Origin of the sequence: Paenibacillus sp. JQZ6Y-1 (genome assembly GCF_040719145.1) — a bacterium.
GTDB lineage: Bacteria > Bacillota > Bacilli > Paenibacillales > Paenibacillaceae > Saccharibacillus > Saccharibacillus kandeliae.
Window position 1 is genome coordinate 1,293,583 of sequence record NZ_JBFDUZ010000001.1, and the last position, 15,259, is coordinate 1,308,841.

Here is a 15,259-nt window from a genome sequence, read left to right on the forward strand (position 1 = left end):
GAGAATACAGATGAATTCCTTAACCCGGCTGTGATGCAGTCGGGTTTTTGATGTCTATCCATAGATGCTATAGTCGGTATAATAGGCTATAGCGTTGGAATGAATCAATAGCAATTGCAAAGACAGGAGACTACCATGACACAAATCCCAATTCAAGCAGTGATTTTCGATCTGGACAATACATTAATGGACCGAGATTATACCTTTCGCGCCTTTTCCGAACGACTGATTCGCGATTATCTCGGTCATCTAAATGATGAACATGTGCGCGACATTATCGGATATATGCGTATTGCCGATGCAGATGGGTATCGGGATAAGCGTGGATTTTTTGAGGAGTTGGTGGAGCGTTTACCGTGGTCAGAGAAGCCTGACGCAGATGAACTATTCGCGTATTATAATGAGCATTATATGAAGGAAGCGCGTCTGATGGATCATGCGCTGGAAGCGATTCAAGCTTGTCGGGAACAAGGATATAAGCTGGGGATGCTGACCAATGGGCGGTACGAAGTACAGTTTGGCAAGGTGAAGCATCTAGGGTTGGAATCGTACTTTGATGTCATTTTGACTTCAGGCGAAGCGGGGATCAATAAGCCCGACAAGCGCATTTATGAGATGATACTGGAACGATTGGGTACGAGCGGAGAAGAGACGGTGTTTGTAGGCGATCATCCAGAGAATGACATCTGGGGCGCGGCGCAGGTGGGAATGCGAGGGATTTTCCTACGGCGCAGTTTTGAGTGGGATGATCGTCTGGGATTGGAGCCGTGGAAGCGGATTGAACAGTTGGATGAGTTGGAAGCGATTTGGAAGCAATTTTAGATGGAAATGAGACTAGAGTGTTCATCTGAAACAGGGTGAACACTCTTCTTTTTATAAAGATGATAGGGAGATTTCAATAAAACACTTGCCACAAATCCAAATTCATTATATATTGTTGATACATCAACGTTGATGTATCAACAATATATGAGGTATTACATTCCGTATTGCCCGTATACAAAGGAGAATAACGATGACAAAGACAGCTCTAGTTACTGGTGGCAACAAAGGTATCGGGTATGAGATTGCTAAGTATTTATTGAAGGATGGATATCGCGTTCTGGTAGGGGCGCGTGATCAGCAGCGTGGTGAGAAGGCAGTAGGGGAGCTAAAAGCATTTGGAGATGCTCATCTTATATTGCTAGATGTGGCTAATTTACAAAGTATTGACCTTGCAGTGAGTAGTATTATTGATAACTATAGCGATCTATCTCTGTTAATTAACAATGCAGGTATTCCGGGTGATATGCATAAGTTAGGCTGGGAATTTAATGTAGAGGAACTTAAAGCTACGTATGATGTTAACTTTATCGGACCGTTTGCTCTGTCCAAGGGATTGCTTCCTTTATTGATTAAGAACAAGGGTACCATTCAAAATATTACCATTCCTATTGAGCCGCTGACGCATTTTAATGCTTTTGCTTATGCAACGTCGAAAGCTCCGCTGAATGTGATGACCAAGTCTTGGGGAATGAGCTTTGAGCATGATCATATTCCTGTTCAGATTTTAGCTGTACTTCCAGGTGCGGTATCAACTGACTTGAATGGGAATATGACAGGTGACTTTGTCAAAACACCTGTTGAAGCTGCTGAGTTTATCGTGAGTTATCTGACTGACGGACAAAATCATAATGGACAGATTATTAATTACGATGGCACTTCAGTAATATATGGATAATGAATCGTTCTATAGCGCTGAACAGAGATCCCTTTAGACGCTATGGATCGAGCCCCTCTTTCTACTTAGAAAGAGGGTTTTCCAGTTTGAAATAACAAAATGAGAATGACTAAACGAAGATGTATGTTCGTTATAATGGTATATCGTCATATTACAGAATGCTTGTAAAAAAATAGTATAAGTTGTATATTGGCTAATACATTGCAAGCTGTTTATAACCTATTATGCATACGAAAGATGTGATGGTTTTGAGTCAGGATTGGTCACAAAAATCCCAATTGTTATACCAGATGTACCGTGTAAACAATGCTATTAATACGACATTTGATGCTTATATTAGTCTTAGCCAATCTCGTTTTGAAATACTCGCGTTAATATACCAAGAGATCGAAATTAGTCAGGGTGATTTGCAAAAGCGGGTAACTCTGGACAAGGCCGCAGTTGCCAGACACCTCAAGCAGCTGGAGGAGCAACAGTTGGTTGTACGCCGCAAAAAAAACGGTGACAACCGAATGATTTGGGTGCAATTGACCGATCTGGGCAAAGCATCGATTGAAGCATCGCAAAAGGAAAAAGAGTATTTTGCGAATGAGTTATTGCATCAGATTAGCGATAGAGAATTGGATACATTTCAAAACATATTAATGAAATTGGATGGAAATATTGCACGAATGATAAGAGATAACGAATAATCCCAAACATTGATGTGCTAGCAATAGCTCATTTTAAACGATGACTGGTATTCCCAACATACATTGGGAGTCCAGTCATTTTTCATTTTATATAGCTAGTGACCTATATATAGAAGTAGACATGTACACCTGTTTCAATACCTTCGGATGGAATAGATGACAGAACGATCAGCGATTGTAAATCTGACGTAAAGCATTTTAGCTGCATCACAAACGAACACAGGAGACGTATAGCCCTATTTTGGCAATTCATAAACCTTTCCAGATCACGCTATTATTAATCTCAATGTACGATGCCAAGTGCAATGTAAGCGTTATACAGATGAGATTTTATACTAGTACATGCTAATTGCATGTATTAGTAGAGACAGAAATTTCCTTTACACAAAAATAAATTGCGGTGCATGTGGAGCTAATAAACGATCTTTATACTCGGAGATGCAAGAGGTTGAGACGTCTAGACAACTTTACGAGATTGAATGAAGGGAATCCGGGTAGGAAGGATGGAGTCATGGGCTGGTATGTGCGTTCGCTTGGTACGAGAAAAGTATTGGAATTTGTTGTATTGATTGTGTTTGTTGTGTTTTTTTTAGGACCGCTGCTGAATTTGCTGTTGCTGGCAGTGTCGGGCAAGTGGCAATATCCAGCTGCGCTGCCGCAGAGCTGGTCGCTGGAATGGTGGCAATTTGTACTGTCTCAGGACGATGTGCTGGAATCGATCTCGCTCTCGTTTCTGATTGCAGTGGTCGTGACGATTTGCTCGATTATCGTCTGTATTCCGGCTGCATATGCGTTTGCGCGTATCGCTTTTCCGTTGAGTCGTTGGTTTTTGTTTTCGTTCTTATTGACGCACGCTTTTCCGAAAATGGGGCTGTATGTATCGATTGCGGTGCTGTTTTACAAATTTGGACTGATGAATACGTTTGTCGGTATTGTGCTGATCCATATGGTGAACACGTTAATGTATATGACATGGATTCCAGCGTCGTCCTTTCGTAGTGTGCATCGGGCACAGGAGGAATCGGCACGAGATGCCGGTGCTGGACCGTTGCGTGTATTTTGGAAAATCACATTGCCGATGGCATTTCCGGGCATTATGGTCGCATCGATTTTTACTTTTTTGGCATCGCTTGATGAGGCGCAGGGTACATTGCTTGTTGGTATACCGGATTATAAGACAATGCCGATTATTATGTATTCGATCATTGCGGATTATCCAAGCACGACGGGGGCGGTATTCTCTGTTATTTTGACGCTGCCGACCATCCTCTTGCTGCTTGCAGCACGCCGATTTGTCAGTGCAGATGTGCTGGCAGGTGGTTTTCAGGTGAAGTAAGATGCTGATCCGTAGCAGATATGAATACAGGTCAAGCTGAGCTGTAGCTATTCATACTGGGCTGTATAGGTTCGTGATGAATGCAAGACGAGAGGGAACAGGAGGAACGGCAATGACACAACCACAATTATCGATTCGGCAACTCAGCAAACGATTCAAAACTGGCGATGGCGTTAGCGATATAACGCTGGATGTGCAGCCGGGCGAGATGGTTACGTTGCTTGGACCATCTGGCTGTGGCAAGACGACAGTGCTGCGCTCCATCGGCGGATTTTTGGAACCGGACAGCGGCGATATTCTGATTCGCGGTCAAAGCGTATTAAAGCTACCACCCGAAAAAAGACCGACTGCCATGGTATTCCAAAGTTATAATCTGTGGCCACATATGACGGTGTATGACAATCTCGCATTTGGTCTACATATTCGCAAGTATAAAAAGGCAGAGATTCAGCGTAAGGTAACCGATGCGCTGGAATTGGTGCAGCTCGCGCCAGCTGCGCGCAAATATCCGGCAGAGCTGTCTGGTGGACAGCAGCAGCGGGTAGCGCTCGCACGTGCATTACTGCTGGAGCCGGATGTATTGCTGCTGGATGAACCTTTTTCTGCATTGGATGCTAAGCTTCGGATGGAGATGCGGGAGGAGCTGCGCGACATTCAAATGCGTACGGGCATGACAATGGTGTTTGTTACTCATGATCAGGAGGAGGCATTGTCAATCTCAGATCGCATCGTGGTAATGCACGCCGGACAGATTGAGCAATTGTCCACGCCGCAGGATATTTATGATCGTCCGCAATCGTTGTTTGTCGCTAGCTTTATCGGGCGCATCAATCTGATTCCTGCCGTTAGCGATGGTACACATATCCGCTTGCAGTCACTGGAGCTTGAGCCGCAGGCAGGTCAATCGGTATTGCCCGGACCATGCACCATTGCGGTCAGACCAGAGGATGTATATTTGACCGATGATTTGAACGGTCTTTCCGGTACCATTCGTCAGGTGATGGTGTTAGGGCATTATGCTGAAGTATCCATTATGTGCGAGGAATGGGTCGTGAAAATGTTCGTTCCCCGCGAGCATGCGATTCATTTGCAAAACGGACACACGATCAAGTTGGGTTTTCGTAAATGGATTGCGTTTGTAGGAGAACAACAGGGCATATTGGTTAGTCATCGGGCAGGGGTATCCGAAGCTGCTTCCGTATGAGCATGCCGCTTTTATAAGAATGGTCATTTCTCAATATTCGAGGAGGAAACAACGTGTTCACAAAAACCAAATGGAGTTCCCTGTTATTGATCGTGCTCAGTATCGCTCTGCTGGCAGGTTGCAGCGGTAAATCGGGTTCAGAGGCAGCAAGTGCAAATAGTAGCGGCACAACTGAGATTTCGCTGTATACTGGTGGATCGCTGAACGTGAAAGAACTATGGGAGACGCTCATTCCAGAATTTGAAAAAGCCAACCCGACGATCAAGGTCAAGCTAGTCTATTTGCCATCCGGTACAGGCGGTCAGTCTGCGGTTGATCGTTTGCTAGCAGCCAAGCAGAGTGGACAGCAAAGTGTTGATGTCGATCTGTATGAAGGTAGTTTGGACGATATTACTCGTGGCAACAGCCAAGGCATTTGGGCGAAGCTGGATAACTCAGCTGTACCGAATCTGTCCAATGTGGATAACAACGCACTGAAGCAGGCGAATGATCTGGCGGTTCCGTATCGCGCCTCTTCGGTTGTACTTGCCTACGATAGTTCCCGTGTGAGCACACCACCGAAAACGGCGGATGAATTGTACAACTGGATTCGTCAGCATCCGGGTCGATTTGCTTATAATGATCCGGCTACGGGTGGCGCTGGTAGCTCGTTTGTGAATACGGCAATTTACAATTTCCTTCCTGCGGATGCAATGAACAGCAGTGATCCGTCTATGATGCAACAATGGGATCAAGGCTTCAATCTGCTAAAAGAACTCGGTCCATCTATGTACCAAAATGGCGTCTATCCGAAGAAAAATCAGGGCACACTGGATCTGCTGGCAAGTGGCGAGGTGGATATGATTCCGGCTTGGTCCGATATGGCATTGGAGCAGCTGAACAAGCAACTGCTGCCGTCTACTGTGAAGCTGGCACAGATCGATCCTCCGTTCACCGGTGGTCCGTCCTACCTGATGATGCCCGAAATGTCCACCAAAAAAGAAGCAGCTGAGAAGCTGTTGAACTATGTGCTGACACCAGAAGCACAGACGATTGTAGTCAATAAAATGTATGGGTATCCCGGCATTCAATGGAATCTGATGCCGAAAGAGCTGCAAAGCAAGTTTGCTAGTGTATCCGGTGGCTACCGTCAGTTCAATAGCGGCGAGCTACAGCAGGAAATCAACAAACGCTGGCAGAGCGAAGTGGCGGGACAATAACCGATGAGTCCATCAATCAAGAGAGGGATGCTGGGGCTTGCCCTAGTTATCCCTTCCTTTCTCATACTGTTCGTTGTTGTCATATTGCCTATTCTGTATGCGGTAAAGGAAAGCTTGATTGATCAGATCAGTGGCGAATTTGGATTAGGTAACTATATCCGTATGTTTACCGAACCGGCGATGCGCACCAATATTGTGTATACGCTCCATGTTACGTTGGTATCGACAGTTATTGCACTGCTCGTTAGCTATGCACTTGCGGTGTATTTACGCTTTGGCAAAGGCTGGATGGCGCGCTGGATCAATCGGTTGTATTTTATCCCCATGTTCGTGCCGGGCGTTATTGCTACCTATGGATTAATTACGCTATATGGTAATCATGGCTGGATGGCAAGACTACTGCTGCTAGTTGGCATCGATCAATTTCCAAAAATTATATATAGCTATAGCGGTCTGCTACTTGCCAATCTGTGGTTTAATATTCCGTTTGCGACGATGCTGCTTAGCTCCGCGCTCGCTGCTGTGCCGAATACAGTGGTGGAAAGTGCGCGAGATGCAGGGGCAAGTAGTCTACAATTGTTTTTCTGTTTTATTTTGCCCCTATCCTATAAGACGATGTGGGTGGCGCTGACGTTTATTTTTATGGGCATTATTGGTAGCTTTACCGCTCCGTTTCTGATTGGCGCCAACTCACCACAGGTGCTGGGTGTAGCGATGCAGCAGGTGTTTTCCAACTATCAGGAAACACATACAGCAAGCGCGATGGCAGTATTTATGTTCTTGCTGTGCTCAGTAATGGGTTACTTTTATATCCGTACGATGGGACAAGACATGGATAAGCAGGCATAAGCCATGTAGTGGGCTAAGGTCATACAAGGAGTGAGCGGCATATGGATCGACATAACGAATCGATAACAACTCAGAATGATGGGGAAAATCTAAGGGTGCAAGATGGCGAACTACAGGTATACTCCGTTACGGGCGAGCCAGATAGTCTGGAGGATGGACGGATCGTTGTGGATGCTGTCGTGGATGACAAGCAGTGTTTGCGTTTGCGATTTCGGCTGGAACAGGCTGGGTTTGCGGTCATTGCACTGGAGGCGGCAGCTGACAGTGATTGGCAGGAGAAGGGGCGCGAATCGGTTGTCGTAAGGCTTGATTTGGATGGGAATGATCAGCAGGATGTGATCCTCTTTTACGGAGAGCGAGATTTGGATTATGTTCGGCTGCTTGGCTACTTGCCTGCCGGAGATCATGTCGTCACATTGAAGTTTCAGCGCGAGATGACGCCTGCGGGAGCAACCCGCGCGGTAATCAGACGAGCCGGTGTATATCATATTGGTGATGATCAGCCATTGGCGACCGTTTACCGGCATACGCCTATTCTGTACGGACGTCGGCTTACGCATCCGTACGAGAGTACGTTTACCGATACTCCCCTGATGCTGATGTATTCGCTGGAACAGCGGCAGGAACGAACGCTGATTGAATATCATCTCGTATTCAGTCATGAGGATGAAGGTACGCCGTCCGGTCTATTGATGAGCAAATGGGGACGCACGACCGACATCGAATGGGTGCAGCGATTGGAATTGGACTGTGATGGACACGTACTTCGTCATACGTATCAAGGACCGCATCATGTGGAAACTGCATTTGCCGGTAAGCACGATTGTGGCGGTCATCCCGTACTCCAAGCGGCGACCGCCAATGGTAATTTTACCGATGAGCCGATATCCGACTATCGCTATATGCTGCCGCCGCTTGTACGCTGGGATCGTGAAGTTCAGCCACGGGAACATGTGATGGTGCGCTACCCATTTATCCATCAGGTGAGCAATTGGGAAATGAATCGGCAGTATGAGCTTGAGCAGCCTGTAGATCGCCATTCCTGGAAGCTGGCGGATCAGCGGCATTATTTGTTTATACATGGATGGAAGCAGTACACAGATACGGTAGTGGGCAGCCAAGAGATGGAAGTGCCGATGGATGCCGTCACTGGCGAAAATATCTCGCTGCTGCGTCAGACGTGCATCGATTATCAGCTTCGATTAAAAGGAGATCAGGAGTGGCTGTCATCCAGCTATTTTGATCTGCGTATGGGCGATTTTCGTGCGGCATATGAAGGTCCTTATCCGGGTTTTGCGACAACAATCAAAACCGATATTCATTTGAACATAAGTGATATTGAAGCAATTCGTGTGGTGCTGCTGCCCGGTGGTCTGGATGAGGTCAGTATTGGGAAGATGTACGCGTATACGCTGGATGAGCAATATCGACCTGTTGCAGGTATTACAGTAGAGCAATCGGTGATCGTCACGACAGCTGAACCGACTGCTCTGGTGTGGACATGTGAGCCGGACTCAACAGATGAGTAGCAGAAAGGAGTGCCTGACATGAATATACTATATGAAGCTTCCGGCACAGTACATCCTACAAGCGCCCAAAGCCATATCACATATCGCTTTATGGTACAGGAACCGGTGGAAAAGTTGCACATTCAGTTCCGCTACGAACCGAAGCATCTACAGGACGAACAGGCGGCAGAGCTGCTGATTAACCGCGCCATGCAGCAATATGGGTATGAACCGCAACAGCCAACCGCTTGGCGTAAATATGCCCCTTTGCAAAATCTCTTGACCCTTTCCTTGGATGACCCGGAACGTCATCGGGGACAAGCGCATCGTATGGACCCTGTGCAGCAGCATCTATTGACTGAGCATGAAGCATCGCCGGGGTTTTGGTGTGGTCTTAACCCCGCAGGATTGTGGAGCATCACCATTAGTTTACATGCGGTGGTTACGCCGCAATGTCATTACACACTTTGCATTGCAGAAGGGGAATGAGGATGACATTACGCTGGATACCTGCGGAGCTGCATACCCATACATTTCACAGCGATGGCTCGCAGTCATTGGAAGAACTGGCACAGTCGGCTAAACAAGCAGGCATTGATGTGATTGCCTTGACCGATCATAATACGCAATCTGGTTTTATGGATCGGAATAGAGTGGAGACAAGTACCGGAGTGCGCGTGATCGCTGGCATGGAGTGGACAACGTTTTACGGACATATGGTAACACTTGGGCTTCAGCAATATGTGGATTGGAGAGCGGTTGGTCAACGAGATATTGAAAAAGGTATTGCTCAGGTTCATCAGGCAGGAGGGATTGCCGGTATTGTGCATCCGTTTCGGATCGGCAGTCCGATTTGCACTGGTTGCTACTGGGAGTATCCTGTTCACGATTGGAGCCAGATTGATTATATAGAGGTATGGTCCACATTGATGCCATTTGTGAAGCAGGATAGTCAGCGTGCATTTGCATTATGGACTTCCCTATTAAATGAAGGGCATCGTCTGGCAGCGACGAGCGGACGAGACTGGCATCGTACATTGCCGGAGGATGCACCTGCGGCGATTACGTATATCGGATTGGAGCCTGCTGTGGAAGTACAAGACATACACATGGCAGAATATACAAATATAGTTGGAAATCAGAATGGTGCTGATATGCAGAACGGAGCTTACCAGCACAATGGAGCTTATGAGCAGAACGGATCTCATGAGCAGACAGAAATGAATCCTTCTCATCTATCGAATGATCGGAATAAAATTCATGATTGGCATGTTGCTGCTCAGCGAACATTCGCCCAGCTACAGGATGATCGCCAATATATTGATGCTATTCGCTCCGGTAGATTGTCCGTTACGATGGGACCGATGCTGGATCTATATGCTGTTGTGCCTAGACAGGATACGGATAGACAACAATCTCTGTCCGCTGTGAAGAACTTGGATAGCGACGTATCTGTTGGCTCATCGTTATCATCGTTACCGGAAATCTCATCTGACGAACAGCGAATCTATCGTATGGGAGATACGATTGATTGTCCTAACGAACGGCTGGATCTTTATATGCAACTGGATCGAAGCACTCGTCGCTCTCATTACGAGCTGACTGCACAGCAGCTCCGCGTTGTTGTTATGAGTGATAAGGGGATACTTGCTGAGACGAAGCTGGATTCGGAGCAGCTATGGCAGGAATGGAATGTAGAAGTGAACAAGCCGATGCGCTGGCTGCGCGCAGAGTTATATGGCTATTTTGGCGGTGTTTCTGGAATGCTGGCGTTTACCAATGCCATCTATATCGATTAGATTTTTACCAAACGTCCTTATATATTACAAAATACGTTGCTGCGCTTATGCACTATCAGCACAACGATCTCATTATTGGATAGAAATGGAAAGGATGACGTCGATTTCATGTCGGTCAAACAGCACTATATCAAATCACAGATTGAACGCTGGATTCAGCAGGAGGAGATGGATGCAGGCGATCGCCTTCCTTCCGAATCCGAGCTGGCAGGTCAGTTCCATGTTTGTCGCACTACCGTACGTGGAGCGATTCGACTATTAAAAGAAGAAGGCAAGCTGTTCGTCAAACATGGGAGCGGCACCTACATTACCCGCTCGTTGCAGAAGATCCCAAGCTCCCTTGATCGGCTATACAGCATTGGAGATATGATTCGATCAGCAGGGCTGATTGAGGAGCAACGCTTACAATATATTCGCAGAATGGATGCGCCGACCGAGGTGGCATTCCATCTGGAATTGGAAGAGCACGAGCGTGTGATCGTGCTAGAACGAAGCCGAATGGCGAATCAGGAACCGGTTGCTCATTCGATCAACTATATTCCGGTGGAGCTGGCAGGCAATACATTCCACGAGCAATATTTCCAAGGTTCGCTGTTTCAGCATTTGGAGCGTGAGGCAGGCATTCATATTGTGAGTGCAGATTCGCAAATCATTGTTCCTGCGTCCAACGATCCGCATTGTCGCAAGCTTGCTGTGCATCCTGAAGCGACCGTGCTGCTGATGAAACAGACACATTATGATGAAATGAATCGCCGTGTGCTGTATTCCCTTGATTATGTACGCAGTGATATTTTCACGTTTTGGATTCGGCGTATGCGCTGAATTTGTACAAGAAGATATACGGAAGAGACAATTTCGTACATAATATAGGGATGACATAACAAGCACAAGGAGGGCTAGATGATGAATATCGAAACTACGGCTATCTATATGCAGCCCTTACGAGAGGAGCATGCAGAGGCACTACTCCGTTTGCGATTAGACAATCGGGAGTATATGCAAAAGTATGAACCGGTGCGCGCTGATTCGTATTGGACGCTAGAGACACAGCAGGCAATGCTTCAACAAGGGGAGCAAAGCTTTTTGGAAGGAACAGGGTATGTGTTTGGCATATTTCAATCGCATACTGGACAGTTGATTGGGCGTATCGAGTTGAGCGGTGTGGCGAGAGGACCTTTTCAAAATGCGTCTGTCGGCTACTTTGTTGATCGCCAGCAGCATGGACAGGGATATGCTACAGCTGCTCTAGATTGGGTAAAGGAATATGCGTTTCGCGAAGCGGGTTTGCATCGTCTGCAGGCAGGCGTGATGCCTTGGAACAAGCCATCCCAGCGTGTGCTGGAAAAAGTGGGATTTCGTCGCGAGGGGCTAGCAGAACGCTACTTATGTATTAACGGCAAATGGGAAGATCATATCCTGTATGCGATAACCGCAGAAGAGTCTATGAATCGGTAAGTAGTAGCCTGAAGTAAGCGATAGACTATGTATAACTGATTATAATATGCGCGTCTTATATTAATAGCCATCCTTGGACAGCACCTATTGGGCTTGTCTGAGGATGGCTATTGGTGTGTTTGGCTATATTCAGTCTGTAAAGTCATTGGCGATCGCTTTACCTAAATGATCCTTGATTAAACAGGGCAACAACCGTTTGCCCTTTCCCTTACATGTGGAAAAGCAATTCAATTCTTTTCGTCCGCAGGATCATGCTCAATCTTACCAGTCAGCTCCAACGCGTTGTACAGCATAACCGCTGCCTCCGCACGCGTAATCGGAACATCTGGGCGGAAGTTCCCTTCTGCATCTACTTGGGCAATATCGCTGTCAATTATCTGCGACAGCACATCCCGCTGATAATCATTCAGTGAGCCAGCATCTGTGATCTTTACAGAGTTGTCCTGTAAAGCACCTGTTGCGCCGCCAGATTCATGAATATCTGGGTCAAGCTGCTCAACACCTTGCCACAGCAGCGATGCAAACTGCACCCGACTCATTGTTGCATCAGTATTGATATTTTGTGCGAGTTCCAATCCGTTCAACTGAGCAATCATCATATCGGTGCTATACCACGCATGATCGTCCATGTCGGTAAAATAATCGCTCGCTTTGGGAGCTTTGATAAACCGTAGATGGTCGATATTCAAATGTAGCCCTTTCACCAAAAAGGCAATTCCTTGTGCGTTAGTCAATGGTGCGTCCGGTTGAAATTCATTTCCGGTAATTCCGGCAATGATGTCATGGGTTTTCAAGTATTGTATCTCCTCTCTGCCGTTGGTCTGGTCCAGATCGTCAAAAGCAAGAGCATTGCCCGGCGCGGCAATCAGCAGCGCACCGGTGAGTCCGATTATCCATTTACGAATACACATCACACTCACTCCATTCTGATCGTTATAGATCTGAAGACGTTATGCGATTAGCGATTGTAGTGATTTTAGTGTAATTGAAATTCCAATTCCTGTATATATGGAAACAGAGAAGAGGAATTTTTTGATTTTTTTGGTCACAACGGTTAAGTTATATATTAGGGTGTTTCGCAAAAGTACGTGCTGTCATGCAGATCAATCATTCATCTGCGATAACAGCCATCACGGAGTTGGTAGAACAAAAATAGGTAACTTATTGGAGGAGAACACTATGGCTAATCCATCTCAACGTTTGCTCGTATTTGCGGGCTCTTATGCAGAAGCTGCCGATCCTGGCGTGTATGCGTATGAATTTAATGAACAAACTGGTGAACTGACAGCAACCGATTCCTTTTCCGGTATTCAGAATCCGACCTTCCTGAATGTAGATGCAGCGTCCAAGCGTCTGTATACACTCGGTGAAACAGTATCCGAAACGGGTGCTAAAGGCAAAGGCGGCGAAGCAGCTGCATTTGCGATCGACGAAGCTACAGGTAAACTAGAGCTGCTGAACCGTGTGAGAACAATTGACGGTCCACCATGCCATATCCAACGTTCCGACGACAACCGCTATCTGACGATGGTCAGCTACCACGGTGGTATGGTCGGTCTAATTTCGCTAAAAGAAGATGGAAGTGTAGGGGAACTGCTGGACGTGCATCAGCATGAAGGGCACAGCGTCGATCCGCAAAATCAGGATCGTCCGCATCCACACTCTACCTTTTTCGATCCATCTGGCAAATATCTGATCGTACAGGATCTGGGTCTAGATCGCGTACGTACTTACGAAGTAAAACCAGAATCCAACGAGCTGAAATTCACAGTCGATGTAGCGGCTACACCGGGCGCAGGTCCACGTCACCTCGTATTCCATCCAAATGGTACATTTGCATTTGTGATCAACGAGCTGAATTCGACAGTCACCTCGTATCGCTATGAAGCGGGTGTATTGAACGAAATCCAGACGATTCCAACATTGCCTGCTGATTATGATGGCGCTAACGGTTGTGCAGAGATTGCTATTTCTGAGGATGGACGTTATCTGTATGGCTCCAACCGTGGTCATGACAGCATCGTACAGTATGCAGTGAACGGCGAGACTGGCGAACTGACACTGGTGCAGCATGTATCGACCGAAGGTGGTCATCCACGTCACTTCTCCCTGCTGCCAGGTGGTAAATACGCGCTTGTCGCTAACCGCGATGGCAACAACATCGTTGTATTTGCCATCGATAGTGAGAGCGGCAAGCTGACCTATACTGGCAAAAGTGTAGAAGTGTCCAAACCGGTATGCGTATGGGGCGCTTATTTCTAAGCGATTGCCCAAGTCATCACATGCTTGTGATAAAACGGTAACCTATGCTCGTATTCAAGAACGCAACTGTATGATAAACAAGCATGCAGAGGATGAATAGATGGTTGTAGGTTCAACATGTTCGCACATGAGAACCAGATCGCTACCTCATCCAAACACAATGCAGTATACAATGTAATGTAGTGCTAGATTTGTACAATACATGATAAAATCGCCTTGCCAACCAGCATGTATAGCAGCCATGAATCTGTAGATAGATTACCGATCATTATGGTTCTGTGTATGCTAGTGAAGCAAGGCGGTTTTTGTTTGATGAGATGTAAATGTTACCTTCCTGTTTCATTTCCGATTGTAGAGGTAAAAGAACAGTAATACGGTTCGCCGGCAATGCCGGATATTCAGCAAGAGACCGAATCCGCAAAGGAGATGGAAATCATGACAGAACCGCGCAAAAATGACAAAGTACAGAATCAGGCAGGCAAACGCGATAATGCAGAGCAATACCCGACTGAAAACGAAAGTCTATTCGACCGCTTCGAGTCCGAACAAACCGTCGACTCCATTCCGATGGAGGATCTGAAGCTGGAGCGCCAGGAGGAAAAGGACGGCGAAGCGACCAAACGCTCTTCTTCCAGTCAGAATGCGTACCCAGAAGGCGAATCCAAGGATGATTCGGATATTGTTCGCTAATGCAATAGCATGGATAATCATAACAGCAGCATAGTTAAGGAACAGCGACGCATCTTTGGCTCGCTGTTCCTTTTACAGATGAGTATAGCCGGGAAAGGTGATACGAACGCATATGGCATTTGGAATCAATAGAACAGAATTACAGGCTTGGAAGCGTCAGGTGGAGGCAGGAGAGATCGCCTTTTTGACGCATTACTGGATTGATGACCGCTTTCCAGATATTCATAGTGTTACAAAAGTAGGCTGCAATGATCTGCAGCGGCTACGCCAATGGTGCGAGTCCTACGGATTAAATCCGCGCTACATTCATCATCGGGAACACTATCCTCATTTTGATCTGCTTGGGCGTGAACAGGTGCGTATTTTACAGGCAGAAGGATTGCAGGATCATATTGTGCGTTTTCGGTTAATCGAATAAGATGAGTTTCGTTTGAGGATAGATCATGCCGTGATGGGGCAGTAAGACACCATACTAAGCGGCAGCGATTGATCCATTTCACAACATATTCAGCAGCATGATCATCAGATTCGGCTTGTTTCATCCA

16 protein-coding genes are annotated in these 15,259 nt (G+C 46.6%); 15 read left to right on the top strand and 1 reads right to left on the bottom strand.

Annotated features, from left to right (window positions below; all coding sequences use genetic code 11):
- Positions 1-135 precede the first annotated feature (135 nt).
- The 12 genes from ABXR35_RS05730 (at position 136) to ABXR35_RS05785 (ending at position 11,762) form a co-directional block, all read left to right on the top strand.
- Positions 136-822, top strand: coding sequence for an HAD family hydrolase (locus ABXR35_RS05730; RefSeq protein WP_367056675.1), 687 nt, complete (start codon positions 136-138; stop codon positions 820-822).
- Positions 823-1,015: 193 nt separating this feature from the next.
- A complete protein-coding gene (locus tag ABXR35_RS05735; RefSeq protein ID WP_367056676.1) occupies positions 1,016-1,720 on the top strand; it encodes an SDR family NAD(P)-dependent oxidoreductase in 705 nt (234 codons plus the stop codon).
- 248 nt (positions 1,721-1,968) lie between these two features.
- Positions 1,969-2,412 carry a MarR family transcriptional regulator gene (locus ABXR35_RS05740; protein WP_367056677.1) on the top strand — a complete coding sequence of 148 codons (444 nt, stop codon included), beginning with the start codon at positions 1,969-1,971 and terminating at the stop codon, positions 2,410-2,412.
- Between the two features lie 511 nt (positions 2,413-2,923).
- Complete coding sequence (locus ABXR35_RS05745) at positions 2,924-3,748, top strand: ABC transporter permease (RefSeq protein ID WP_367056680.1); 825 nt, start codon at positions 2,924-2,926, stop codon at positions 3,746-3,748.
- A gap of 112 nt (positions 3,749-3,860) precedes the next feature.
- Entirely contained in the window at positions 3,861-4,952 is a 1,092-nt protein-coding gene (locus ABXR35_RS05750; protein ID WP_367056683.1) for an ABC transporter ATP-binding protein, read from the top strand.
- A gap of 53 nt (positions 4,953-5,005) precedes the next feature.
- Positions 5,006-6,151 carry an extracellular solute-binding protein gene (locus tag ABXR35_RS05755; RefSeq protein ID WP_367056686.1) on the top strand — a complete coding sequence of 382 codons (1,146 nt, stop codon included), beginning with the start codon at positions 5,006-5,008 and terminating at the stop codon, positions 6,149-6,151.
- 3 nt (positions 6,152-6,154) lie between these two features.
- Entirely contained in the window at positions 6,155-7,000 is an 846-nt protein-coding gene (locus ABXR35_RS05760) for an ABC transporter permease (RefSeq protein ID WP_367056689.1), read from the top strand.
- Between the two features lie 41 nt (positions 7,001-7,041).
- Positions 7,042-8,529 (top strand): hypothetical protein, encoded by a 1,488-nt coding sequence (locus tag ABXR35_RS05765; protein ID WP_367056692.1) that lies wholly within the window; start codon positions 7,042-7,044, stop codon positions 8,527-8,529.
- A gap of 18 nt (positions 8,530-8,547) precedes the next feature.
- On the top strand, positions 8,548-8,997 hold the full coding sequence (locus ABXR35_RS05770) for a hypothetical protein (RefSeq protein WP_367056695.1): 450 nt from the start codon (positions 8,548-8,550) through the stop codon (positions 8,995-8,997).
- A 2-nt stretch (positions 8,998-8,999) separates the two neighbouring features.
- Complete coding sequence (locus ABXR35_RS05775; protein WP_367056698.1) at positions 9,000-10,307, top strand: CehA/McbA family metallohydrolase; 1,308 nt, start codon at positions 9,000-9,002, stop codon at positions 10,305-10,307.
- A gap of 108 nt (positions 10,308-10,415) precedes the next feature.
- On the top strand, positions 10,416-11,129 hold the full coding sequence (locus ABXR35_RS05780; RefSeq protein WP_367056701.1) for a GntR family transcriptional regulator: 714 nt from the start codon (positions 10,416-10,418) through the stop codon (positions 11,127-11,129).
- A gap of 78 nt (positions 11,130-11,207) precedes the next feature.
- Complete coding sequence (locus ABXR35_RS05785) at positions 11,208-11,762, top strand: GNAT family N-acetyltransferase (RefSeq protein WP_367056704.1); 555 nt, start codon at positions 11,208-11,210, stop codon at positions 11,760-11,762.
- 227 nt (positions 11,763-11,989) lie between these two features.
- Here ABXR35_RS05785 and ABXR35_RS05790 read toward each other — a convergent pair whose 3' ends face one another.
- A complete protein-coding gene (locus ABXR35_RS05790) occupies positions 11,990-12,673 on the bottom strand; it encodes an S-layer homology domain-containing protein (RefSeq protein ID WP_367056707.1) in 684 nt (227 codons plus the stop codon).
- Between the two features lie 268 nt (positions 12,674-12,941).
- Here ABXR35_RS05790 and ABXR35_RS05795 point away from each other — a divergent pair, with 268 nt between their 5' ends.
- From ABXR35_RS05795 to ABXR35_RS05805, 3 genes are all read left to right on the top strand, one after another.
- Complete coding sequence (locus ABXR35_RS05795; protein ID WP_367056710.1) at positions 12,942-14,024, top strand: lactonase family protein; 1,083 nt, start codon at positions 12,942-12,944, stop codon at positions 14,022-14,024.
- Positions 14,025-14,459: 435 nt separating this feature from the next.
- Positions 14,460-14,714, top strand: a complete 255-nt coding sequence (locus ABXR35_RS05800; RefSeq protein ID WP_367056713.1) for a YczO family protein — start codon at positions 14,460-14,462, stop codon at positions 14,712-14,714.
- 112 nt (positions 14,715-14,826) lie between these two features.
- Complete coding sequence (locus ABXR35_RS05805) at positions 14,827-15,132, top strand: hypothetical protein (protein ID WP_367056716.1); 306 nt, start codon at positions 14,827-14,829, stop codon at positions 15,130-15,132.
- The last annotated feature ends 127 nt before the right edge of the window (positions 15,133-15,259 follow it).